The sequence below is a fragment of the Aeromonas sp. 3P genome (genome assembly GCF_051919745.1).
Classification (GTDB): domain Bacteria; phylum Pseudomonadota; class Gammaproteobacteria; order Enterobacterales; family Aeromonadaceae; genus Aeromonas; species Aeromonas veronii.
The window spans coordinates 837,901-862,377 of sequence record NZ_JBQBED010000001.1 but is presented as its reverse complement, the minus strand read 5'-3'; the positions used below and the strand labels follow the sequence as shown (position 1 = coordinate 862,377).

The following is a 24,477-nucleotide window of genomic DNA, read 5'->3' as shown; positions in this document are numbered from 1 at the left end:
ATTGTTGAGTTATTTGTTTTTAAAAAGAGGCTCCCGCGCGAGGCGGGAGCGGGGGGATCAGGGCTTGAGCAGTTGCAGCGACTCTTCTGCGGCCTTGCCTTGGGAGAGGGTGATATCGACCCGGCGGTTCGCCTGGCGATGTTCGGGGGTGTCATTGGCAAAGCGGGGTTGGGTGTCGGCAACACCCTGAGCGATGACTCGTCTGGCATCCAGCTGGGGGTTGGTCAGCATGGTCTGCACTATGGAAGAGGCCCGCAGCACCGAGAGCTCCCAGTTGTTGCGATAGAGCTCCACCGGTGCTTGGGAGTTGTCGGTATGACCGGTGACCACTACCTGCCCCGGGATGTTGGCCAAAATGCCGGCGATCTTGTTGACCAGCGGGATGAACTGGGGCTGCAGGAACGCCGAATCGGCGGGAAACAGCGCCTTCTCGCCGATGCGGATCACCAGTTGACTGCCGAGTTGCTCGACCTCGAGATCCTTCGATTCAATCTGGGCCTTGAGTTGCTGCTCAAGCTTCTGCTTGGTCACCTGCACCCACTCCTGCTCCCGGGTCTTGTGGGGCCAGGCTTCGGTGGCGCTCGGTTTTTCCGAGGCACCTATGGTCTCGTTGAAGGGGTCCGATGCCGCCATGGGGGCATCTTTTTCCAGTACAGTCTCTTCTTTCGGGCTGCTCGGCGTGGTCTTCGATTCCGGCTCGAGAATCCCTGTTCCCCCTGCATCAAGGGTGAGCCAGCAGGCGGGGAGATGAGGCCGATTTTACCCAGCGACTCGATAAAGCCCTGGATAAGCACCCGGGTTTCGGACTGCTTGGCCATGGCAAAGGAGTAGAGCACCACAAACAGGGCGAACAGCAGGGTCATGAAGTCGGCATAGGAGACCAGCCAGCGTTCATGGTTCTCCGGTGCTTCAGCCTTTTTCTTTTTGGCCACCGTGACCTCCCAGATAAGGTTCGAGGGTAACTTGCAGGCGCGCTTGGGATTCGCCATCAACGATGCAGAGAATGCCGGTCAGGGTCATCTCCTTGTAGTGGCGGATCTGGTGGGCAAACCCCTTGTAGCGGTTGCCGAACGGCAAGAAGATCAGGTTGGCGGCGGATACCCCGTAGATGGTAGCGATAAAGGCCACCGCGATGGCGCCGCCCAGCTTGTCGGGGGCATCTAGCAGACCCATGGCGTGGATCAGGCCAAATACCGCCCCGACGATCCCCATGGTCGGGCAGTAGCCGCCCATGGCTTCATAGAATTTGACCGTCTGTTCGAGATCTTCCTGTTCAAATTCGATCTCGTTCTCCAGCACCTCGTGTATCTTGGTTTTCTCGTAACCATCAACCATCATCTGCACCCCTTTCTTCAGGAAGGGATCCTTGATCTCGTCGATCATCCCTTCCAGCGCCAGCATGCCGCTGCGGCGGGCGTTGCCTGCCAGGGTCTCCAGTAACTGGGCCTGTTCATGCATGTCGAGCTTGAGGGGGGAGAGCAGCCATTTGAAACGCTTCATGGTGCTGCCGACGACGGAGAAGGGGAACTGGGTCAGCGCAGCACCTATGGTACCGCCGATCACGATAAGAAATGCGGGCAGATCGAGCAGTGCGCTGGGATGACCACCCTCGATCATGTTGCCGCCAAGGATGGCGATCAACGCCAGTACCAAGCCAATCAAGCTCATTTTTTACACATCCCTGCATGTTGATAATCGCTAGTGTAGCTACTTAAGTATCAGTTTTTCAAAATGATATCCAATCGCTGAGCAATTAATGGGCGCTGGGTAACGTCCGCAAAGGGAGGTATGTTGAAGAGGAGCAAATCGATGAAGCTTGAAGGGAAATAACCAAGGGGGCGGTGATCTGATCTCCGCCATCCTCTTCAAATCTGTATCATGGGTAAGTTGCTTCACCTCGCCACAGAATCGTCCCCAGCATTAACTCAAGGCTTCTAAATCTTCCTTACACGAGTGTGCTTTGCGCTAAATACTGTGTGAGTAAGCAACCATGATTTCAACAAGAACAGTCCTGCAAATCCATCGTTTCGTCAGTCGTGCCATTGATCAAAAACCCACTATAACCACCCAGGGTATGTTGCAAATCCTGGACTGGACCATCATGCGGGTCCAGCAAAATCAAATAAGGGAGGAGGCCTATCCCTGTATCTTTGCCAGAGGGGCTGAACTGTTATATCTGATTAGTTCAATCCGACCGTTTAGGCGATACAACCAGTTAACCGCATTGTGTGCTGTCGACTGGTGTGTCCGACAACATTGCTTTGGCCTCAAAGCTCTGTATCTGGATGAACAGCAGGCCATAACGGAGCGCATAAGACGCGATTACCGAGAGCCACTCTTGCAGGCATGTGATCATTTTGCTCAGGAGTATCGCTACTGGTTTTTCATGCATAGCGAACCCTTCAGTAAACAAAGTGCCAGGTCTGCCAGTGCAATAACATCCATTAGTCGCAGCTTGTTTGAGCTCAGCTGGTAACTGCCACTCCCCCTCATTCTTACCTCAACGAGGTGAGTAGGAACATAGTCATGAGGTGTGATCCCAACCCCCTGGTTCAGTAACAAATCAATCGGGTGGGCCGGTCACACCTTAACAAAAGGTGGTCGTATGCAACCAATCTCTTCCCGAGCACGAAGACATCAGCGCCGTCACAGAGAAAAAAGAGCACAAGCCTCGGTAAATGGCCAACACTACCATCCCACAATCCTCTTCTTTACCGGGGCGGGCTTATCAGCGGAAAGCGGTGTGCCCACGTTTAGAAGTGAAGGTATTTGGCGTAATCATGAGAACTGGCGCTATTCCCACGCTAGTAGCATGAGTACGGATTTGGCTGGCTTCTTGGCCTTTCACAATAAACGGCGTCAAACCATGTTAGAAGCCGCCCCCTCACAGGTGCATTATCTGATAGCCCTGCTACAACAAAAATGTACTGTTAGGGTCATCACCCAAAATATTGATGACTTACATGAGAGAGCAGGTAGCCGTGAAGTCCTTCATCTGCATGGTTCAATCCAGTTTTTGGTCCCCATCGGTTTCCGTAGCAAAAAATATCGCCAGCCCTGGCATGAAGATGTGAAGGTCGGTGATCGCAGCCCATCCACTGGCTCACAATTACGCCCAGATATCGTGCTGTTTGGTGAAAAGATTTATGAGTATCAACAAGCTCGTCGCTGGCTCTGCGAGGCTGATATCGTAGTAGTTGTCGGCACCAGTTTACTTGTTGAGCCTGCGAGTTCTTTGTTACAAAACATCAACCCTGGCGCATGTGTCTACTACATCGATCCCGATCTTGGCTTGTCATCCAGACTACCGTTTCCCGGTGAGCTGATTGTGGATGGGGCCAATTGCGGGATTGCTCACGTATTGGAACTGAACCTGGAAAAAATGGTATGAAATTGTATCTGGACGATGAAAGAAAAACTCCGGTAGGGTGGATTCGTGTCTTTTGGCCGGACGAGGCGATTGCATGGCTAAAAACAGAGATGGTGACTGAAATTAGTCTTGATCATGACCTCGGTGATGATGATAGAGGAACCGGATACGACGTGATTCTCTGGATAGAAAATGAGGTAATGACAAATCACTTCATCCCTCCCAAAATTCATATTCATTCAGCAAATGTCTCCGCAAGAATAAAAATGGAACTGGGCATTATGGCCATAAATGACTTTTTAGCGAAGTCAACATGACAAGTCCAAGGCTGTGACTAAACTCCAGAGATAGTAAATCATGTCACTATGTATAAAGCCCTCTGGAAATTGGGGAAGAATTGATATCTGCAATGAAGTTTCAACAGTTAAACGTCACCCCCCTGAAAAAAAAAAAGGCTTCTAAAGTAGACAAGTACGAGTAATGAAATTTTCCTTTTAAGACATAAATGGTAAAAACGCTATCTTGTTGACTTTTATTTAATTCAGAATGACAATCCAACTTCCACTTTAACGATGTAATGGACAATGTATGAGTACGGATATCAATTTCTTGTGTAAAGAGAGTCTGTTTGCGTTCATCCAAAACAAATATGATAACTTAAAGAATGATATGGGGTGGGACCTGCTTTTCTGTAGGTATGAGAACATGCTATCCCCTCAGTATCCTGTCGCATTCTTTGGTATAAATCCAGGTGGTGGACCATGCAGGGCGGGATCGCACTTTGTTAACAAACTTTGAACTGGCAGATCGTCTGTGATCTAATCGCTCCCCTAGTCCAGAGGAGCTCAAGCCATGACACTCATTGAACATCTCACTCTCGTTGAAGAAACCCGTTCAGATATCAACCGCAAGCATGATTTGGTGGACGTGATGTTCCTCGTCATCAGCGCCATCATGGCCGGAGCTGAGGGCTGGCGTGATATCCAGACCTTCGGCGAGTCGAAAGTCGATTGGTTGCGCTTATATCGCCCCTTTACTCATGGCATTCCGCGTCGTCATACCATCGCTCGCATCCTACGGACCATCGTCGTCGAGTCCTTGCTCGAAGCCTTACTCGGTTGGGTCAATGAGCGCCGCACCCACAGCGGCAAGCCCCTCATCGCATTCGATGGCAAAGTGTTGCGCGGGGCCTATCGCAATGATGCCAAGCAGGCGCTGCAACTCGTCACCGCTTATGACACCGAAAATGGGCTGGTGCTTAGCCAAAAAGTCACCCCCTCCAAGCGTGGCGAACTCGGCACCGTCAAGGCGATGCTGGATGTCCTCAACTTGAAAGGGGCGGTAGTCACCCTGGATGCACTGCATTGCCAGCGCGAGACACTGGAGAAAATCAGTGAGAAAAATGCCCATGTGGTGGTGCAGGTGAAACACAATCAGCCCTTGCTGCGTCAGGCGGTGCAGTCCCAATTTCAGGCGCTGTTCGATGCGGGAAAAGAGAAGGTCGTGGTCGAGCACAAAGAGTGCGGCCATGGCCGGGAAGAAGCGCGCTATGTGTTTCAGTTGAAGGCCAAGTTACCGCCTGAGCTGGCCGCAAAATGGCCGACGATTCGCAGCATTATCGCCGTTGAACGGCACCGGACTATCAACGGGAAAGGCACGGTGGATACGTCCTACTATGTCAGTTCACTGTCTCACAAACATAAGCTGCTGGGTCACTATATCCGGCAGCATTGGCGGATAGAAAACAGTCAGCACTACATTCTGGACGTGGTGTTTGGTGAGGATGCGTCCCGGATAGCCATGGAGGATGCCGTGGAGAATATGGCCCTGTTTCGACGATTCGTGATGAACATTCTCACTCAGAGTCAATGTGGCGCGCCAAGCCAGCGAAACAAGTTGAAAAGAGCGGGCTGGGACGATGATTATCGGGCACAGTTATTCTTTGGTTGAAAATCAAGCAAAGTGCGCTCCCGCCCTGATCATCCATGGCGATAACCTCGAAGCCCTCAAGGCGTTACTGCCGACTCATGCCGGTAAAGTAGACTGCATTTTTATCGACCCTCCTTACAACACCGGTAATGAAGGCTGGTGTTATAACGACAATGTGCGTTCACCACTAATGCAAGAGTGGCTTAAAAAATCTGCTAACCCTGTAGATAAAGAGGACATGGAGCGTCATGACAAGTGGTTATGTATGATGTGGCCTAGATTAACTCTTTTGAGAGAGTTATTGGCAGATGAAGGAAGTATCTGGATGACTCTTGATGATAACGAGATACATCGAGCAAGGATGCTTTTTGATGAAATATTTGGTGAGGAAAATTTTGTTGCTTGTTGTGCTTGGGAAAAAACCTATACACCTAAAAGTAATGGGAGAGTCATAAGTACCGATCATGATTATGTGCTGATCTATTCAAAGACTTCATCTTTTACCGAGCATGGCTGGAATTATCTTGCTAAAAATGAAGAGCAGGTTGGGCGCTACACAAATTCTGACAATGATCCCAATGGTCCTTGGAGAACATACCCATTAGATGTTCGAACTGAGGATAGTGAACGTCGGGAAAAATACCGATATGAAGTTGTTCTTCCTTCTGGGAGGGTCGTGAGTAACTGTTCACCCAGATGGCATTGACAGGAAAAAGTGAGACGATCATCCCTTGATCCACTGTTGCCCCTTGCCTGATCCCGCCAGCTTGGCACCATCACGTCATGAGCAAACCCATTACGCCACCACCCGGCCTGCCGCTGACCCTCGAGCAAGCCAACGAGCTGATTTACAAGCTGATGGCGCGCATCGCCGAGCTTGAAGACCGCCTCAACCAAAACAGCAATAACTCCTCCAAGCCCCCCTCCACTGATGGCTCGGGGACCCCGCCTGCGCGCAAGCGCCCCGCTTCCGGCAAGGCTCGTGGTGCCCAGCCTGGCCACAAGGGGCAGCGGCGTGAACGTCATCCTGAGGACGACCGACTGACGGCAATACCACACTATCCTGCCCGGCAGTGCGCCTGCTGTGGTGAGCAGGTGGTGTCCCATGACAAGCCCTACCGGGTTCATCAGGTGTTTGACCTGCCCGAGGTCAGCTATGTGGTGACAGAGCATCAGCTGTATCGGGGCACCTGCCGTGGGTGCGTCACCACCAGTGAAGCAGCCCTGCCCGATACGGTGAGCCACAGCCAGATGGGGGCTAATCTGCTGAGCTATATCGCTTTGCAGAGTGGTCAGTTCCACCAGAGCATCAGCAAGATACAGCAGCAGCTCAAGCAGCACTTCGGTTTGAGCTTTAGCCGAGGCGCCATCAGTGAAGCGCAAGGCCGGGTCAGCGCCATGCTCACCCCGACCCACCAAGCCATCAAACAGCAAGTGCAGTCTGCCGCCATCATCCATGCCGATGAAACCCGGCACCAGCGGGGCGGTGAGCGACGCTGGATGTGGCTGGCCCTGAGCAAGGTCGCGGTCTGCTTCATGACGGCGTTTGGCCGCGGTCAGGAGGCAGCGAAGCGGTTGCTGGGCAGTGAGCTTGATGGGGTGCTGGTGACCGACCAGTATGCGGGATACCGCTTCATCGACAGCGCCCAGCGCCAACTGTGCTGGGCGCATGTGCTGCGCAACGTGGCGGCGATTGCCGAGAGTAGCGACGCCGTCAACCAGCCTATCGGAGCCCGGCTGGTACTGCTGGCTGACACGGTGTTCAGAACCCGGCATGGCTATGAACAAGGCTGCTTAAGCCGGGAGCAGTACCAGCGAAGGTTGCAGCGATGTCGGCAAAGCTGGCGAAGGCAGCTGGAGCGGGGCAGTGTACTGTGTTCCAAGCGCTACCGTGGGCGCTGCCAGTTACTGCTCAAGGACGATGAGATGCTATGGCGTTTTATGGAAAACGACGAGATAGCGCTGACCAACAATGAAGCGGAGCGGGCGCTGCGTGGCTATGTGCTGTGGCGCAAGGGAAGCTATGGCGTCTGGTCGCATCGAGGCGAGCAGTTCAGGCAGCGTATCCTATCGTTGGTGGAGACGGCCAAGCGATTGGGCCGCTGCCCGCAGGAGTGGCTGAGGGCAGTTGTCAGGTCCTGCATCGAGAAAACCGACTACCCGTTCCCGGAGGAGTTGGTGCTGTCAACACCGTCCCGGTGAACGGTTACCCTTGTCGCTCCTTCTAAAAAAGGGGCGAAACTCCAAAGGATTATCAAGTTAACGAGGATTTAGATGAGTCAGCCAATACCGACTTCTTATAATCAAATCATTGCGCATACGATTGAACAGGCACTTGCTCTATCGGTTAATGCAAAGAACGAAAATGCTATTGCTGGCTTTTGCCAGTTACAAGGTCCAACAGGCGGTGGCAAAAGTAGTTCTCTTTATCGTAGCCCAGGCGGGAAAATTCCAGCGAGCCTTGAATTTATAAAATCAAAAGGGTTGCAGGCCATATTGGTCACCCATCGCTGGAATCCTGCATGACATTTATGAAAGTGCAACGAGTGCAAAAGATAGCTCAGGTAACCCACTACTCGTTAGTATTCTTTATGCTCAGGATGAAACTGTTGTCAGTGCCGTTTCTCAACGGGCACTGCCACATGAACAAGGTGTTCAAAAATCTGACTTGCCCGATCCTTATAAGGCTATTGAGGATATCCATGGTTTAGGAGTGTTTCGTTCTAATGCTGATAAAGAGGCTCTCGTCCGTGCTTGCCACAACGTTTCAGCCATTGCCCGTAATGTTGAGTACAAAAAGAAAAGTCCTGATTCGATGGGCGTCTTACTCGAACGAGAAGAGCAGGAACTAAGAAAACTGTGTGGGTTTGTCGAGCGCTCGCTACTTGGTGGTATGTCATCCTTAGAGAAGGCAGTGAAATATTCCAGTAAGCACTATGGCAAGACGCATGAACTCACGAGGCAAGCAAAAGAAAAGCTTCGCTTATTCAGAGAAAATAAATGGGTGCGCAGAATTTTTCCTGCTATTGCCTGGCACGATGATAAGCAACATTTGCTGGTGTTAACGACACAAAAAATGTTTGCTTCATTTTACGACGGTAAACAGAAAGTCAGGATGTCGAGCGGGCAACTGGCCGGTAAGGTGGTATTTGTTGATGAATTTGATTACCAAGCTGACATTTTACAAACATTACTCGCACAGTCTCAAATGGTGCAAGAACCGCCAGAGTGTATTGGTCAATTACTTGAAGGGGGTAAGCGCTTATTAGCGCGAATGCAGTTTGTTACTGCCGAACCTATACCTGAGCTTTACAGTGAGCTTAAACAGCTTATTGCCGACTTAGAGGAGGATCTAACGAGTAAAGGTGTCGATCTCAATCAGTCTAGGGCGCTGGTAATCCCTTTAAAGCAGTATGAATCAGGTGCTCCGTTCGAAAAGAAATATTTGTTTCGCTCAGATCACTTAGTGACCAGTGAACCTTTGCAGTTACAGCAAAAACCCTATGGCTTTGAAGTGAAAAGTCATGGTGAAAGCGATGATGTATCGGTTGATGTCGGTGATTTTTTGCGGGTGATGGAGAAATATATCAGACGCTTCAGTTTATTGTTGTCACAGTTTGCGACCGATGAGTCCGAAGCCTATGAGTATCTTGTTAGGTTAAACCGATTACTTTTCGACCCCGCTAATGACTATCGACCATCATACTACAGCACAGCTTTACCTAGTTTATCACTATTCTCCTTACCCCGTACAAGCTTAGCTGAGTTAGAGGCGCTGAGTAAATCAAACCTATTGCCAAATACTCAAACGAATATGTTTGGCCTGACAACCTGGCTGTTAACCACTGATGAAGCCGAAGCAGATATTGACCCACTGAGGATCAAGATTAAACGAGCACTATTGCCGACAACACCTGAAGGGTTAATGGTTTCGCTATCTAGTCGGAATCTCGTTTTTGCGTTATCCGCAACCTCTTATATCGAGAGGGCAATTGGCCATTTTGATATACGCTGGATTGAAAGCGCTTTGCGTTACGTTGCACAGGCCCGCAATCCACAATGTAACGAGAGTTTTTTGGGTGATAGTTTTGAGCCGCGCCCCGAAGATTGGTTTAAGAAGCCGATTCCATATTTACAAACTGGCGAGGATAGGCAGCTACAAATGGCTGTGATCCGCTCATTGGTTAAAGACAAATCGGAAAAGCGTCGCTCGGCACTGAAAACCGCGATCCACGACTTTGATGATGCAATCAATTCTCCAGTTTTTCAGGAGGCAAAACTGCATTTAAATGCAGTATTTTTTGAGGCTGAGAACTCAGACTACAAGTATGCATACCGGCAGTCTGTGCTGTTTAAATTACTACATGTTCTACGTTTAGCATCGAATGAGCCACAACATAAAGGGCATTTGGCCTTTGTTAACTCAGTTAAATACCTGAGGAAGTGGTTGATTAGTGATACCGCAGAAAACAGCAGAATTAGCGCTGATTGGCTTGAAATGGAGCGACCAACGGCCGGAGTATTGTCTTCTTTTGACGATGTATTTATTCCTTTAACTGTCAACGGTAAGCCTATGATGATTTGCTTACTAAATGCAGAGGCACAAAAGAAAGAGGGATTTGAGCACGCATATCAAGCGGCGTTCGACTCTGGTCGTATTGTCGTTGTAATGACACAAACCGCATCCGCAACCAATGGTATTAATTTGGATTACTCCTTGCCTAACTCTCAAGGAAGGATGGATCTGACGTCGCTTTTTATTATTGAAAGTAAGCACTTTTACTTTTCACCATGGGATAGTAATGATGCTGATGATGAAATGTCTCATGCTGGCTTTCAACTCAGAAACTTAGAAAAATTAGTCAGGCGCTCAGAGTTTTCACGTAAACAGCAACGGCAATTCATTATGCCATTGATGAATAACTCAGTCTCTAAAATCCAGGAGCTAAACAAGCTTTATAAAGGGACAAATGACTACGTTAAGAATCTTGCCGCTGATGTTCAGCAGCAAGTTGGTCGTATTGAACGTGCTTGGGCATATGTGCCTCATGTAGCGATTCATTTGAGCGATGATGTAGCAGGTCATCTTCGTAATTACGGCCAACTAACAGTTTTTACTAACAACCGAAATTGGGTTTCAAACCTTAACAATCAGCTTATTGATGATCTTGTTTACTCAGAAAACGCTTCGGTTTCTAACTTTCTTGAGCTGTTGAGAACGCGATCCCAGGATGGCTCTGGTGCAGTAGATATTATTGATAACAAGTTGGTTTCTGCTATCCGAGATGCACGACAAGGTAAGGGTTGTATTGAAGAAATTTCAGGGCTTTGGTATGAACTAGGCCGAGCTGTATTACAGCATGATCTTCAATGGAAACCTCAGAAAAATACTTTCGGCATAAATGAGCCTTTGTGTCGTTGGGCATGTTTTGAAAGACCGGAAGAGTCAAAGGCTACTGGTGAAATATGGTATGACCCGAAAAGTTGGCAGTTCTTTGCGAAGCGAGCAGCCGGATTGATTAAATATAATCCCCAGGCGCTCTATGAAGTAGTTAAGCGACAACCGGCCATCTCGAATTGGTTTAATCGCAAAGGTTTTCGAACTTCATTTCATCCTTCTGCTAATGACATTGAAGAGCAATTTGCATTTCATCCAGTCGTTATTCAGCGAATTTTACAAGGACGTATTGGAGAAGAAGGCATTCGCGCATTGCTTAGTGATAAGCAGCTTTTTACTAAACAAGATGTTTATAACCATGAGCTGTTTGAATTATATGATTTTGAGATAGCAAACGCGGATGTTTTTGTTGATGCTAAATTTTGGTCTATAGCCGCTCTAGAACAGTCTGATGAAGGCTTTGATCAATGGTGTGCTTCTGGCAAACATCCTGATTTTTCTCCTTTTGGGTTAATTAAAAAGTTGGAAAAGATACGCCAGATCCGTGGTGAAAATGCCATTTTGGTTATCGCGAATCTATTAACTGGTGAAGATTGTTCTTTATCTGGCTTCTCTGAAATGTTGGAGCCAGTAAAAGTTGAGAATGCCTCAATCCTGTTTTTACCAGGCTGTCTAGTGAGCGATGGGTATCAAATGACGTCTGGCTTTAAGTGGTTTTCTAAAATAGTTTGGCAGCGTATAAGGGAGCAAAGTTAATGGATAATAATAAAGATTTGAGGAAGTTGCCGCTGTCTCATTTAGTTTATTTAAATAGCGAGGTTGATGCAGATAAAGCCAACAAATTTGTGGTTTATCACTATCCACTTCTCAATAACAACTATCAGTGGAAAGAGAAGAAAGCCTGGGAAGAACGTATTGATGCTGAACTAGACAGCCGGCAGTTTGCCTATTTAATGAAAAAAAATGGTAATCAGTTTGGTCTCTATGTCGCTTTACAAAGTTCAAGTGATAGTCCTCCATCTATTGTAGACGCTGAGTTGCAACCTATTAATCCAGTTCGAGTTGAATATTCACCGGTGTTAAATCCTGTGTGGATTCGACTGATGATGCGATCATTACGGGCTTTTGGCGGTCATTGTAAAGGCGCTTACAGTTTAGGTTGTCCGTTATTGAAAGTAGATAGCTGGGCTGGCGGTGTAAATGCGATTAGTCTAGATTGTAGAACTCAGCAGTTAAATGATGGTAATACCACTGAAATTGCTCTGTTCTATACCAATGTTCCATTAAGACCGTTATCTAATGACGATGATATAGATCGCATTAAAAAGCCTCTATGGGTCTATGACAAAAATAAGGTACTCGTCAGGTGGTATCCTGGCCATGAAAGAAAACCGAGAGCTACGCTGTTTAAAGAAATTGGAAAGAGTAAAAATTCACGGAAGCAGCGTCCGTTTCTGGATCTTTCTACACCAACCAGGTTTGAGCAAAGTTGGCCTATGGTGTTAAAACCAGTGCAAGATGCGTTTATCCTTTTTGCGCGTGACTATGGTTTTGAACTTTCAGCTAAAACGTTAAATCTCCAACCACTGACGTTGAAAACAAAGCATAAGGCCAATAAGGCCAAGTCATCTTTCCCAAGCATCGAGATATCCGGTGAAATCAAGATTATAGACCTAAGAGTTAATGCCGTTGTTGCTTGTGAAGAAATATTAGACTTATTTAAATCTATAATTGCACAGAAAGGCGTCGATGTTTCGTGGAATTTACTAGATGGAACTGCGGCAAATGACTTTGAACGGATAAAGCTTGAACGTTCTGACCGCGTTTTGATTCTGCTAGATCAGGAAAAAGGTATTGAAGATGATCGTTATCCACTAACGAAGTCGTTAGTTGGACGGTGTGCAGTTCAACATATCAACGTTAATCCTCATGATGTAACGGGAGACCCAGTCGAAAAAGGGTTGTTAATCGAGTCAAAAAGAGACGATGATCCGATAAAGCTATACGTTGCGTCTGAAGGCGGATATTACACCTACAACTACGACTTATTAGACACCAAGGCATACAAAGAAGCTATAATTAGAAAGCTTGAAGTGGTTCTTAAAGAGTTAGAGATCAAACGTTTACTGATTGATTCTAATAAGTCTATTTCTCAAGTCTTACCATTGCAACACGCCTGTTTAAACGAATCAACCATTGTCATTACTGATGGTTATTTGTTTACGGTTTCAAATGACAGACCGGTTTTGATCCCCTTCGATCCCACTGATTCTGGTATGACTTTGAAAACAAATGAGTACTTGGCCAATTTCGAAACATCTGTAGATGATTTGCTCACTTTGATGAATGAGAATTGGCCCTATAGTTATCGTCAGAATGTTGTAATGGATTACTACGGTACGGAAGTTGATAAACAACGACGCTTTGCGGCAAGAATTACGCTTGTTTTGAGTAAGGATAAGGACGCACAAGTATCAATCATGATGCAAGATCCATCTTACGACCAAACGAATGTATTGCCACTGGGTATGGAAGATGCGCTTACGGATTTAACCAAGAAACAGAGGCCTTATCCGTTGATGGATTGGATGCTGCCAGATAGTGAAGTATTAATCAATATTGTCAAAGAGTTGAGTGATGATGGCGTTCTGTCCAGCCAAAAAGCAGCAATGCGCTTTGAAAGTGAACTGCCAGAATTAGTTGAATTATGGCAAGAACAATTAGTTTCGCTTCATCAACAAAATGAAACGAAGGTGACTTACTATCAGGTAAAAAAAGAGGTTATTCAGCGTTGGTTAGATAGGCGAGGTAAGAAAAAGGACACATCAATCAGCGGTAGTTTAGATACCTTGTTATCTCGATACTTTGATAAGCCTTTAAACGACATCAAACGCTGGATGAGTAACATACCGGGTATTCAACGCATATGGTACGACAAAGAAAAGGGTTATTTTGTTGTCGGTGGATTAACCTCTCCAAAAGCTCAGTTAATGAGACAGCCAAGCATCCGACAATGGCACACCTTGCAAGGTGAACTGGACATCGGATTACTTGCTGATTTGCTAGATGTTGATTGGGTTCGTATGAATCAGCTTGCGGGTAACCCCTGCGTGACAACACTAATCAAGCGATGGAAAGAGATAAATCCCGACTCTAGAGATGCGATTTTGCTCAGTTGAGCAATCGACGTTGGGAAGGTGCGAACAAAGTGGAGCACAATGGGAGAAAACCAGTGGTGGGCAATGCCTTTTCTTGATGGCAACGGCAGACAATAATTTGGCTAATGCATCAAGCCAAATTAACTGAAAATCGATGCTAGATAGACAATGTTTGGCCTCGTAAAAACAATCGAGGCGTTATACCAAATCTAACAAATAAAAAGGGACTGCAAACGCGCTGCGCTTTCAGTCCCGCTTATTTTAAGATTGCTACTTTCATCAGATGTGCATTTCACGTTATTGGTGAAGGTGTTTGAACCTCATACATATCATGTTCAAACTTCTTACACATCAATAAGATTGATGGAGCAAGCCAGACTAACTTTCAATAGTTAGTTTTGCGACTGAACCAACATCAATAATGGCTATACTTTTACTCTTGAGAGTACATTTATCGCCATTTTGTGATTTTCTATAATAGTAGATTCATTCACATTGTCAGCCCCCATCTCTGCAAGGAAATGCTCAGCAGATTGGTAGTCTCCACCTGGCATATAGTAACTAGGCATGTTGCTACGGGCCCAATCAGAATGTACTTGATCATAAGTAACAGTACTACCATTCTCATCATTGTAAAATGCATCAGCGAGATCATCATAATATGTCTTAATTGACACATCATCTAATGCTCTTGCAACATGCGTTGCAATGTCCTTATTTACAAGGACAAACGGGGGAAAATCATGAAGTTCATACATATAGTTACTATTTTTGAGCACCACATGCTTATCAAGGGCACAGGTGTTTTCATTCAGGTTATAGGCCCCCATCAAAAGGACGAGTGCATTATTAATAACCTCAGATTCAATCGCACAGACGTCATCATTAACTTTTTCAATCATAATACAACCTCATATATTAACGAAGATTTTCCAGCACTTGTGTTTATCTATTGGTAGGTTGAAGACCTACCCCAAAGCAATGAGTTTATTGCCAAATAAAAACTTATAGGTTAACGCAAAACACATTCACTATTTGTAGGTGTAAATGTATAGCGCGCGCCTAGTTGCAGTTAATTTAGGTTGATTTCATGCAAATGGCAATAGCAATTATCAAAAATATCTAAAATATTTTTCCCATTAAATTTCAACTGATTTTTCGCTCTCTTTTCACTGTCTATAGTGAGAAGTTTAAAACAATGAAAATCAAAAAAAACCACACGGAGAAAAGTCTTTTTCGTGGAAAAAATAATGGGGTTTCACATAATTATTTCCAACATAAAAAGTAAAAAAACAGTATAAAAATCTCGCCAAAAAATCATGAGTTCATGAAAAAAAAGCTTAGATGTTCTGGAAAAAAACCGTGGCTTTTTTACGTGTGTAAACTGAGATTTCTATGAACCTACATGAGCAAAAAATCGATTACTAACAGACTGCCCCTTGCTCGACCAAGAACAAGTGTGGCGAGCGTGACGGTGAGATGCACCAGACCAAGAAAGGCAATCAATGGTACTTCGGCATGAAGGCTCATATCGGTGTCGATGCCAAGAGTGGCCTGACGCACAGTCTGGAGACCACGGCAGCCAATGAGCATGACCTCAATCAAGTGGGAAATCTGCTCCATGGCGAGGAGGCATTTGTGTTCTCTGACGCAGGATATCAGGGTGCGGAAAATCGTGAAGAGCTGGCGGATGTAAAGGCACAATGGGCGATTGCGATGCGACCTGGCAGGCTCAAGGAGCTCAACAAGCATCCGCGAAAAAACAAGGCTCTGATTGCCTTTGAGAGGCTCAAATCCAGCATCCACGCCAAAGTGGAGCACCCGTTTCGGATCATCAAACGTCAGTTTGGCTTTGTGAAGGCGCGGTTCAAGGGGCTGCGCAAGAACGACAACCAACTGGCGATGTTGTTTACGCTGGCGAGTCTGTTTCGCGTGGACCAGATGATACGGGCATGGGATAGCTGTGCCCAAAAATCGAGATAAGCCTCGAAAATAAGGCTAAATGGCGCTTAATAGCCGAAAACTTGCTGCAAAAAGTCAGGTTTTTGGAGTGATGGGCATTTCAAATGCGGACAAAGAGTTCGTGGTGAAGGTGCGATCCACTTGTTCGCACCTTCCCTAGACTAACTGCTCGCGACACACATCCCGTTATCTCGCAACATTCCATCCGAACACCGCGCGACAGTGGAGAGAAACATATCGTGGAGGTCGTAAATCGGATCGTGGAGCAAATTTAATTCAGTCACCAGTAGATGGTGTGGGATTGCACCCAGCAGGTGGTTACGCAGATACTGGGTCATCTGGAAAAAATCAGTGCCCGATAACAGGGGTGTGTCCAATCGAATCAGCTCCATAAACGATTGTGGATGGCTAGACGGGTCGATGATATAGCCGCTGACCTGATAGGTGTAGGTACGAGCCCGTAGTAGTCTGTTTTCCAGGTATCTATGGCCATCCTCCGGCTGCTTATAGCACTGCTCCCTGGGTGGCTGCGGGATGAACTCGAAATTCGGCAGATCGGGATGACCCAATAGGATCAGTTGGGTGATCAGGCAGTGTCGAACGTCTGCACTGCCACTGCCAGCATTAAAACCAGCCTCGACGCTGTCACGTCGCAGTTGGTTGAAATGTTTAGCCAGCATAATGGGTTGGTTATAGGATTTTTTGTCGGAAAATGGAATTTCATATCCGGGCTTGGTGACATAGCCGTTTAGGTGGTAGATGAATGGGCCGATGAAAGGCTTTTTAGTTAAAATTATCATGATTAGTCCAGTGGGGGCAATCGGCAATCGGCAATCGGCAAACGGTTGCTGTGGTGATGATATAACAATCATCCTATTTGAATACTCTTGGAGCAGAACCCGATCACCAGCCCCACGAAAAATTAGTATAAATAGAGATATTGAAATTTTTAAATTTCTCCCTCCTTTTCAAACTCCTATCGCATAGTTGATCCATCATGAGTCGCCATTGAGTTTCTAAGAGTAACGCCACGGTAAACCGAGAGATTGCCATCTGTCAAGCGAGATAAATGGATCATACCATTGATTTTTAAGGGGTTTTTTATTGAAAAAATAATTGTACAAATTTTGCTCTTGGTTATTTTTTGCTCTTTTTGAGTATTGGCTGCACTATATTTGACATATAACATGTCCATAAACAGAATGGACGTGGTTGGGATGGTAAATATCGCTAATGCAGTAGTCATTACATGTGGATAATATGCTCGCAGAGCAATATAAATAAAAACATTCTTGCCACTCGATTTAAAGGACATGAGGCTTATATAGAGCATAAACAGACGAATTCCTGCATAAAGCAGGACATCAATGCTTGAATGAAATGTTCTAGTTGTTTTCAATGTGATTCATATTTTATTTTGAAAACAAAGGCTCAATTGTTTATTTCAGAATCATAATGCATTTAAAATGCAATGTCTAAAATAAGCACTAGGCGCTCTTGTGCATGAAAGGGGGGATATGTAAGGGGGTAATTCTGGATGCAATCTATTTATAGATAGAGGTTCATTGCACCCTTGCATCCAGGTGGTAAATATTGTGTGTTTAGGCTGACACATCAGTGAGTAAATCTGTTGCGATATACTCATACGTTTTATCCGGCCTCCTCTCCCGCCGAACCCAAGCATTTGCGACGCATTTTCTGATATAGTTTTTTGCCTGCCGTTCCTGTATGGAAAATTCCGCACAAAAGGAGTTCACTAACTCGGCTGCTGATACTGAGGTATGCCCACTCAGAGCTTTTTTCAGGGAAGTTAATAATGTGTTTTTATCACTATCATTCGCGCTGACGAATATCAGATGTTCTGTTCTGTTTAATAAAATTTCATCAGGAGTTTCAACCGCTCTCGAACTAAATCTGAGACTGAATCTAGCCCCCTGCCCATCCCGCAATGCTAGTGACATAACCCCATCAGCCTCACCATGAATGGATGATGCCCCCCTGATACCAGCAGCGCCAGCATTATAGTTCTCAGCTCCTGGTGAAGATTTTCTGGCATGATGCACAACGATGTGTGCGGCGGATCCACTAACCTTTCTTATGGACCGCATTACCTGCCCCATCAAACCGTTATCATTTTCCGCCGTTGTATGCATCCTAGCTAATACATCCCAAATAATCAGGTCAGGCTGGATCTCATTCACGATGGAGATCATTTTTTTCGCCTCTACAGGATCCAATACATCCGTTGTCTGGAAATCACCACACCGGAAAAAGTTCCGCTCAATTGTTTGGTCAGTCACATTATTATGTGTTGTCATGGTTAAAAAGCGTTTCCAGAACAACCGGTCTTTTAGCTCAAAATCCATATACAACACTCGTGCTGGAGCTTGATTCTTCCAGTTGAGGAACTGTCCTCCACTGGCGATGGCCAATGCGAGTTGCGTTGCGAGCAGCGATTTACCAGATTTTGGGGCGCCATTGATGATCCACTGATCACCCTGCTCAATAAGTTCGTCCAACAACCAAATCGGTTTTTGCTCACTGGCAATCCGCCCCTTACTAACCCCCCAAGCTAACATTTTATTCTGGAGCATACATACTCCCCCCCCCCAAAAAAAAAGGTTATTATTATTTTTTGTTTTTATATATCAATGGTAGATATTCATTATTGCTATTTATAAAAATAAACATTGCAAATAATCTATTGTTGATGATGTTCAGGAAATATAAAAAAAAAACGCCATTCAGAATATTTTACAAAGAAAGATCTGAATCCATTTCATGACGTGCAGTCCTCTGACCAGAGTGCTCGTGCTGATATGTTAATGCATACGCTCCAGGCCTCATCCTGAAACGTGCAATTCTTTTGGCTGCTAATATAGGGTTATCCATTATGATTCTAAGACCTCGAGTAGCAATCTCACCGACCTCTGCGTACTCTCTACGGAGCCGCTCAAGGTCTGAACCTGCTCCTGCAACAGTTCGAGCGAAACGCTCATCTGATGAATGGAGTTCTCGGCAGAGACGTTGCTGTCGCTGGTATGCGTGTTCAAATGCTGCAACATGGTCAGCAAGACCTGATGGTCGTTCATTATCTGCTGCTGTGTGACATGCTGCGATTGAACCTGCTCCCTGAGTGTTGCTATCGAGCTCATCTGCTCGGTGTTGATAAAACTGAGCAACTCTAATAATTGTTTCTCTAAATTCATGATTAACTCCTAGTAATGCTAAAATAGCGCTCAAAATTTTCATCAGCAGTTGAATTAATGCCTTTTCGGTGTCTACTGTTAGGGTTCCCTCAGGGTTAATTGGGGTCAGTGTGTAACCTGCATATAGCTGCATCTGCTGTTGCCAAAAAAGCGCATTTGTTGGCTGTTTGCGATGTCTCTGGGTTATCACTGCGGCCATACCTGTCGGTCGTCTCACAGGCCTCGGAGAGGGCATTGGGTGCAGCGTCTCAGTGACGTTATAGCGGCTCTGATTGAAGGCCCGGCGTTTGGCTATCCGCTCCTCAATCTGCTGCCAGAGTGCATCCAACGACGGTTGTGGAGGCGTTGTTATCGTCAACGTCGGTCTCACCGCATCAATACTGGTAAACGAACGGCTAAATAAAGCTCCTTTCAGCCGAAAAGCCTTGATCTTTCCCTCTGGCACAATCCGGATGTAACCCTTTTTAGCCTCGACTTCGCTAATACCATACATTTGTCGAGTCTGAGGTTGCTCCAGCCAATCAATCACAGCTTGTCGGTTACATAACTGACCCTGAGTTACCCGTAACTGCACCGCATCAGATAACGCTGCAATTAAGTCCGCATTTTTACTGTACCGTGGTATTGTTCCTGTCAGCCTCTGGCGTTGCGGATCATCTGGACGTGCAAGGTTATGTTTCAGGTTGAGGTAATCACGGATCGCATTAAAATCTCCTTCCGCACCTGGTGGGTGAGGGTTGAAATATTTTCCAGTGCGAAGATTAATCCGTGGGATTAAGAAATGATTCTCCAGATTTTGTTCATGCGTATGTTGTACCCACAAGATCATCCTGTCCTCTATGGGTAATCCCGCAAAAACCAGCTCCTCCATCAATGCACGAAATTCTTGAGCAATATCTGGATTGGAGCTCAGCGTCTGGTTGTCCTCAATTGCATGTGCAATGACACCGCTGGTGTATTTATATTTATGTGGCGATATCTCGATTGCATAAGCGATGTCTCGTGGATTTCCAGCCAACAGCTCAGGTGGTGGAGTCCGTTGTACACCATGGATCAGTCTCAGTTGTTGGTTCAACCGATGAACCAATGGAGCGTCATTTTTATCACGAGCAACCCTAATCGCATCAGCGATTGTACTACGCTCATTTTTTTGTTGCGGCGTCAGAGCGCTGTAGATACCCAGTAGGTAATCTATTGGGGCGCTGGATTTAGTTTGGCGATGCCCATTGGTTGCAAAAAATCTAATCACCGCCATAGCTCATGCTCCTCATACTCACTCTCGATTAATGCTGGATTTACCTCCACTGCATCCTCGTCATCCTCACCTGAGTGTGACCATGTAGTGTCTGGGGTCGCAGTATCGCGTTTGCCATAGCGTATAACCCGAGATGGCTGTGTTAATTGTGGTGATAACATCTCGTTAACTTTATCAACCTGCTCTCTATGTTGTTTTTCTAGTTCCCTGAGTTCGCATAAAATAAAAAGTAGATTTACATCGCCCTTATGGGAGTTACACCATTTTACCAGCTGATTGAAATTGTTATAAAACCCGGTCTGTTGCGCAATAAGATTATTTATTGTGTCGCGTAATGTTTCTGCTGGAGAAATGACGATTTTCAATTTTGAGAGAGATTGAGATGCTAACCTCGATACAGTGACTTTTGCATTTTTAGCCTTTTTCTCCCAACGACGTTTTTCCTCATATGTGCAGCGTAGCTCGATTCGATGATCCCGGATCTCTGTAAAACTCGGCAACATTTGTCGAACGATGTCTGTATCCATATTTACATCTCTAGCTATACCGTTAATAGTGACAGCGACATCGTCATTGATGCACCTGATAACGGCCCTTTCAATGAGCAGCATGAGATCAGGATCTCTTATCAGCTCCTCACGTAAAGTGTTATTTTTGCTATTCCTTAATTTTTTATTTTCTTTTCCCACGTATTGTCTCCTGGCTGCTGAACAGCTCTAATTTATATATTTATTTAGCGGGTCTGGGCGGCAGCACAGGTAGGTCCAGGGCGACAGCCATGGCAAGGCTCCGTACACCGTACATTGCGGAACGCAATTTGTACGGTGTAGGAGTGACCTTGCTCTTTTTATTAAAAGCAATAAACTGCCTGATTAGATAGTAGCGTCAACGATAGTTTTTAGCTGCAACGATACCGTACACTCTTAGATCATATTAACCCGATAACTCTCTTTAATTTATGCTATCGTAATTCACTTCTTTTTAAGGAGCATTTCGATTAATGGTATTATCGATTGCATCTCTGGCATGGTCATCAACTCATTCCAATTTCTGTACAATGTGGCAGATGGCGCAGCAGACTGCTCTACCGTATCTACAGCATTCGAATGTAAGCACCGTTGCAAAACCGCTCCTGCCTGGGCTCCAAAATCGACTGCATCCTCGACTAACCATTGGCCATAACAGCGCTGAATCATTTCAGTACCAGCATGCCCCATCTGCCGTGCAATCCATGGTACATTTATTCCGGCAGACAATAGTTGACTGGCAAATGTATGACGGAATTGCGATGGCCCGCGATAATCAACGCCAAGAGAGATACAGTACGGTTTAAAGAATTTTTCTCTGTATTCATCAACTGAGGCGTAAGGGCGCCGCTTTGCACAAAAATAGGCTAACAATGTCCGAGATTCGATTAATTTAGTTCGATTATCATTCTGCGTGACTTTTATATTTTTTGCCTTTCTATTCTTGGCTTGTTCTAGCAGTAGAGTTAGCGGTTCTATTGCCTGCGCTGTCAATTCTATTGTTCGTCTAGACCCCTCATTTTTAGGGGTTTTATACACACCATTTACCAAAGCCAGATCTATGGTTAGCATCTTTTTTTCGAGATCAACAACTTCAGCACTTAAGGCGAGCAGTTCACTAATTCGTAAACCAGTTGCTATCCCTACCTGTATCAATGCAGTTTCAATTTGATAGTTTTCCTGCTTATTCTGTTGTAGCAAAAGTGCAATCTCAGACTGCAAGAATGGTTTCGGCTTCTTTCTGGTAAATTTACATTTCTTTATGTTTTCCATCGGATTAGATGGAATTAAACCGTCGAGTTTCGCCCTAACAAATACACTGCGCAGAATTTCCAGGTAGTGATTAACTGTACAGCCATTATATTTCTTCAAAAGTTTTACGACCATCATCTCTATGTCTGTAGAGCTAAAGTCGATCAACTTTTTCTTACCGAACCAAGTTACAAGCTGCTTGCTCTTGCGGCGATATGGTCCAATGGTTGATTCAGCATAGCGGGCTTCTTTAAATTTCAGATTTTCATTTATTGCCAGTCCAAGAGTCTTATTTAAATCTTTGGCCTGTGAGTTTTTATCATTGTTCATCGGCTCTAATCCAGTTGATTTGCGCATAGGTTATGAGCATTAAAAAAATAAGTCAACAGATTTTTGATGCACAAACGAAATTGCAAGTCAAGAAAATTATTTGGCTTTTTAAATAATATCGTTCCACCACAACATCTGAGCCACAGAGGGCACGATTTCTGGTTGATATTTCCCTTTTACCGGTCATGTGATGAAATTGTTAAAATCCGTCAGTGGTGAGCAATTTCAACCCTTTATACCAGCTCCGTTCAGGTAATATTGGAATCGATAAATGCAATTCCTGCAAGCCACAAGGCTTTTTATACAACCCGCACTCTTTCTTTTTCTGTAACCGTTCACCGGGACGGTGTTGACAGCACCAACTCCTCCGGGAACGGGTAGTCGGTTTTCTCGATGCAGGACCTGACAACTGCCCTCAGCCACTCCTGCGGGCAGCGGCCCAATCGCTTGGCCGTCTCCACCAACGATAGGATACGCTGCCTGAACTGCTCGCCTCGATGCGACCAGACGCCATAGCTTCCCTTGCGCCACAGCACATAGCCACGCAGCGCCCGCTCCGCTTCATTGTTGGTCAGCGCTATCTCGTCGTTTTCCATAAAACGCCATAGCATCTCATCGTCCTTGAGCAGTAACTGGCAGCGCCCACGGTAGCGCTTGGAACACAGTACACTGCCCCGCTCCAGCTGCCTTCGCCAGCTTTGCCGACATCGCTGCAACCTTCGCTGGTACTGCTCCCGGCTTAAGCAGCCTTGTTCATAGCCATGCCGGGTTCTGAACACCGTGTCAGCCAGCAGTACCAGCCGGGCTCCGATAGGCTGGTTGACGGCGTCGCTACTCTCGGCAATCGCCGCCACGTTGCGCAGCACATGCGCCCAGCACAGTTGGCGCTGGGCGCTGTCGATGAAGCGGTATCCCGCATACTGGTCGGTCACCAGCACCCCATCAAGCTCACTGCCCAGCAACCGCTTCGCTGCCTCCTGACCGCGGCCAAACGCCGTCATGAAGCAGACCGCGACCTTGCTCAGGGCCAGCCACATCCAGCGTCGCTCACCGCCCCGCTGGTGCCGGGTTTCATCGGCATGGATGATGGCGGCAGACTGCACTTGCTGTTTGATGGCTTGGTGGGTCGGGGTGAGCATGGCGCTGACCCGGCCTTGCGCTTCACTGATGGCGCCTCGGCTAAAGCTCAAACCGAAGTGCTGCTTGAGCTGCTGCTGTATCTTGCTGATGCTCTGGTGGAACTGACCACTCTGCAAAGCGATATAGCTCAGCAGATTAGCCCCCATCTGGCTGTGGCTCACCGTATCGGGCAGGGCTGCTTCACTGGTGGTGACGCACCCACGGCAGGTGCCCCGATACAGCTGATGCTCTGTCACCACATAGCTGACCTCGGGCAGGTCAAACACCTGATGAACCCGGTAGGGCTTGTCATGGGACACCACCTGCTCACCACAGCAGGCGCACTGCCGGGCAGGATAGTGTGGTATTGCCGTCAGTCGGTCGTCCTCAGGATGACGTTCACGCCGCTGCCCCTTGTGGCCAGGCTGGGCACCACGAGCCTTGCCGGAAGCGGGGCGCTTGCGCGCAGGCGGGGTCCCCGAGCCATCAGTGGAGGGGGGCTTGGAGGAGTTATTGCTGTTTTGGTTGAGGCGGTCTTCAAGCTCGGCGATGCGCGCCATCAGCTTGTAAATCAGCTCGTTGGCTTGCTCGAGGGTCAGCGGCAGGCCGGGTGGTGGCGTAATGGGTTTGCTCATGACGTGATGGTGCCAAGCTGGCGGGATCAGGCAAGGGGCAACAGTGGATCAAGGGATGATCGTCTCACTTTTTCCTGTCAATGCCATCTGGGTGAACAGTTACCTTTTTCTTACTCATAGAGACATTCGTAAATCCATGTAAGCAACATCGGCGGACAAAAAAGCATCGAAATGAGCAAGCCAGTGGGATAAACATCTGAAAATCACACCTCTTATATTGCGGTGAAGCGCTGTCAAAGGTAGAAGATGCTTTCAATCTCAGCTCACTCATCCAATTAAGAGCTAACAGCGGCAGTAGGCGATGCAATCGCCGCATTCTATGGTCTGCACCGAG

Annotated in this window: 17 protein-coding genes and 2 pseudogenes; 9 read left to right on the top strand and 10 right to left on the bottom strand. The window is 46.6% G+C overall.

The features are described 5' to 3' along the window. Positions 1-57: 57 nt before the first annotated feature. Positions 58-932 (bottom strand): annotated as a pseudogene (locus ACTG19_RS03865) (flagellar motor protein MotB). After that, the gene (locus ACTG19_RS03860) at positions 910-1,668 is read right to left on the bottom strand and encodes a flagellar motor protein (protein ID WP_042056089.1); all 759 of its coding nucleotides are present in this window, start codon (positions 1,666-1,668) and stop codon (positions 910-912) included. The pseudogene ACTG19_RS03865 and the gene ACTG19_RS03860 overlap by 23 nt, the downstream one beginning before the upstream one ends. Positions 1,669-2,605: 937 nt before the next feature. Between ACTG19_RS03860 and ACTG19_RS03855 the strand changes: the two genes are divergently transcribed. From ACTG19_RS03855 to ACTG19_RS03820, 8 genes are all read left to right on the top strand, one after another. Beyond that, positions 2,606-3,391 carry an SIR2 family NAD-dependent protein deacylase gene (locus ACTG19_RS03855; RefSeq protein WP_113740630.1) on the top strand — a complete coding sequence of 262 codons (786 nt, stop codon included), beginning with the start codon at positions 2,606-2,608 and terminating at the stop codon, positions 3,389-3,391. After that, the gene (locus ACTG19_RS03850; protein ID WP_113740631.1) at positions 3,388-3,687 is read left to right on the top strand and encodes a cyclic-phosphate processing receiver domain-containing protein; all 300 of its coding nucleotides are present in this window, start codon (positions 3,388-3,390) and stop codon (positions 3,685-3,687) included. The genes ACTG19_RS03855 and ACTG19_RS03850 overlap by 4 nt, the downstream gene beginning before the upstream one ends. A gap of 535 nt (positions 3,688-4,222) precedes the next feature. After that, positions 4,223-5,320 (top strand): ISAs1 family transposase, encoded by a 1,098-nt coding sequence (locus ACTG19_RS03845; protein WP_439988606.1) that lies wholly within the window; start codon positions 4,223-4,225, stop codon positions 5,318-5,320. Beyond that, positions 5,289-6,005: a site-specific DNA-methyltransferase gene (locus tag ACTG19_RS03840; protein WP_439988752.1), complete on the top strand. Its 717-nt coding sequence runs from the start codon at positions 5,289-5,291 to the stop codon at positions 6,003-6,005. Before ACTG19_RS03845 ends, ACTG19_RS03840 begins: the two co-directional genes overlap by 32 nt. Positions 6,006-6,082: 77 nt before the next feature. Continuing rightward, positions 6,083-7,501, top strand: a complete 1,419-nt coding sequence (locus ACTG19_RS03835; RefSeq protein WP_004576012.1) for an IS66-like element ISAs21 family transposase — start codon at positions 6,083-6,085, stop codon at positions 7,499-7,501. A 72-nt stretch (positions 7,502-7,573) separates the two neighbouring features. Continuing rightward, positions 7,574-7,825, top strand: a complete 252-nt coding sequence (locus tag ACTG19_RS03830) for a hypothetical protein (RefSeq protein ID WP_439988751.1) — start codon at positions 7,574-7,576, stop codon at positions 7,823-7,825. Between the two features lie 142 nt (positions 7,826-7,967). Further along, positions 7,968-11,453: a hypothetical protein gene (locus ACTG19_RS03825; protein WP_439988750.1), complete on the top strand. Its 3,486-nt coding sequence runs from the start codon at positions 7,968-7,970 to the stop codon at positions 11,451-11,453. Then, positions 11,453-13,876 (top strand): hypothetical protein, encoded by a 2,424-nt coding sequence (locus ACTG19_RS03820; protein WP_042877930.1) that lies wholly within the window; start codon positions 11,453-11,455, stop codon positions 13,874-13,876. Before ACTG19_RS03825 ends, ACTG19_RS03820 begins: the two co-directional genes overlap by 1 nt. A gap of 404 nt (positions 13,877-14,280) precedes the next feature. Here the strand turns inward: ACTG19_RS03820 and ACTG19_RS03815 are convergent, their stop codons facing one another. Then, entirely contained in the window at positions 14,281-14,757 is a 477-nt protein-coding gene (locus ACTG19_RS03815) for a hypothetical protein (RefSeq protein ID WP_139739412.1), read from the bottom strand. Between the two features lie 532 nt (positions 14,758-15,289). Between ACTG19_RS03815 and ACTG19_RS03810 the strand changes: the two are divergent. After that, positions 15,290-15,838, top strand: a pseudogene (locus ACTG19_RS03810) (IS5 family transposase); the annotation flags it as partial. 140 nt (positions 15,839-15,978) lie between these two features. Here the strand turns inward: ACTG19_RS03810 and ACTG19_RS03805 are convergent. From ACTG19_RS03805 to ACTG19_RS03775, 7 genes are all read right to left on the bottom strand, one after another. Then, positions 15,979-16,617, bottom strand: coding sequence for a hypothetical protein (locus ACTG19_RS03805; RefSeq protein ID WP_042877935.1), 639 nt, complete (start codon positions 16,615-16,617; stop codon positions 15,979-15,981). Positions 16,618-16,793: 176 nt separating this feature from the next. After that, positions 16,794-17,216: a hypothetical protein gene (locus tag ACTG19_RS03800; protein WP_139739411.1), complete on the bottom strand. Its 423-nt coding sequence runs from the start codon at positions 17,214-17,216 to the stop codon at positions 16,794-16,796. 202 nt (positions 17,217-17,418) lie between these two features. Beyond that, complete coding sequence (locus ACTG19_RS03795; RefSeq protein WP_042877937.1) at positions 17,419-18,411, bottom strand: AAA family ATPase; 993 nt, start codon at positions 18,409-18,411, stop codon at positions 17,419-17,421. Between the two features lie 160 nt (positions 18,412-18,571). After that, complete coding sequence (locus tag ACTG19_RS03790; protein ID WP_081999273.1) at positions 18,572-20,281, bottom strand: relaxase/mobilization nuclease domain-containing protein; 1,710 nt, start codon at positions 20,279-20,281, stop codon at positions 18,572-18,574. After that, positions 20,272-20,970, bottom strand: coding sequence for a plasmid mobilization protein (locus tag ACTG19_RS03785; protein ID WP_231563061.1), 699 nt, complete (start codon positions 20,968-20,970; stop codon positions 20,272-20,274). Before ACTG19_RS03785 ends, ACTG19_RS03790 begins: the two co-directional genes overlap by 10 nt. 282 nt (positions 20,971-21,252) lie before the next feature. Beyond that, a complete protein-coding gene (locus ACTG19_RS03780) occupies positions 21,253-22,389 on the bottom strand; it encodes a tyrosine-type recombinase/integrase (protein ID WP_042877944.1) in 1,137 nt (378 codons plus the stop codon). A 335-nt stretch (positions 22,390-22,724) separates the two neighbouring features. Next, positions 22,725-24,143, bottom strand: coding sequence for an IS66-like element ISAs21 family transposase (locus ACTG19_RS03775; protein WP_004576012.1), 1,419 nt, complete (start codon positions 24,141-24,143; stop codon positions 22,725-22,727). Positions 24,144-24,477: the final 334 nt, after the last annotated feature.

What these genes read in the sequence shown, in the direction of transcription:
- ACTG19_RS03860 (WP_042056089.1), bottom strand. Translation starts at nt 1,668, where the DNA reads ATGAGCTTGATTGGCTTGGTACTGGCGTTGATCGCCATCCTTGGCGGC.
- ACTG19_RS03855 (WP_113740630.1), top strand. Translation starts at nt 2,606, where the DNA reads ATGCAACCAATCTCTTCCCGAGCACGAAGACATCAGCGCCGTCACAGA.
- ACTG19_RS03850 (WP_113740631.1), top strand. Translation starts at nt 3,388, where the DNA reads ATGAAATTGTATCTGGACGATGAAAGAAAAACTCCGGTAGGGTGGATT.
- ACTG19_RS03845 (WP_439988606.1), top strand. Translation starts at nt 4,223, where the DNA reads ATGACACTCATTGAACATCTCACTCTCGTTGAAGAAACCCGTTCAGAT.
- ACTG19_RS03840 (WP_439988752.1), top strand. Translation starts at nt 5,289, where the DNA reads ATGATTATCGGGCACAGTTATTCTTTGGTTGAAAATCAAGCAAAGTGC.
- ACTG19_RS03835 (WP_004576012.1), top strand. Translation starts at nt 6,083, where the DNA reads ATGAGCAAACCCATTACGCCACCACCCGGCCTGCCGCTGACCCTCGAG.
- ACTG19_RS03830 (WP_439988751.1), top strand. Translation starts at nt 7,574, where the DNA reads ATGAGTCAGCCAATACCGACTTCTTATAATCAAATCATTGCGCATACG.
- ACTG19_RS03820 (WP_042877930.1), top strand. Translation starts at nt 11,453, where the DNA reads ATGGATAATAATAAAGATTTGAGGAAGTTGCCGCTGTCTCATTTAGTT.
- ACTG19_RS03815 (WP_139739412.1), bottom strand. Translation starts at nt 14,757, where the DNA reads ATGATTGAAAAAGTTAATGATGACGTCTGTGCGATTGAATCTGAGGTT.
- ACTG19_RS03805 (WP_042877935.1), bottom strand. Translation starts at nt 16,617, where the DNA reads ATGATAATTTTAACTAAAAAGCCTTTCATCGGCCCATTCATCTACCAC.
- ACTG19_RS03795 (WP_042877937.1), bottom strand. Translation starts at nt 18,411, where the DNA reads ATGCTCCAGAATAAAATGTTAGCTTGGGGGGTTAGTAAGGGGCGGATT.
- ACTG19_RS03790 (WP_081999273.1), bottom strand. Translation starts at nt 20,281, where the DNA reads ATGGCGGTGATTAGATTTTTTGCAACCAATGGGCATCGCCAAACTAAA.
- ACTG19_RS03780 (WP_042877944.1), bottom strand. Translation starts at nt 22,389, where the DNA reads ATGAACAATGATAAAAACTCACAGGCCAAAGATTTAAATAAGACTCTT.
- ACTG19_RS03775 (WP_004576012.1), bottom strand. Translation starts at nt 24,143, where the DNA reads ATGAGCAAACCCATTACGCCACCACCCGGCCTGCCGCTGACCCTCGAG.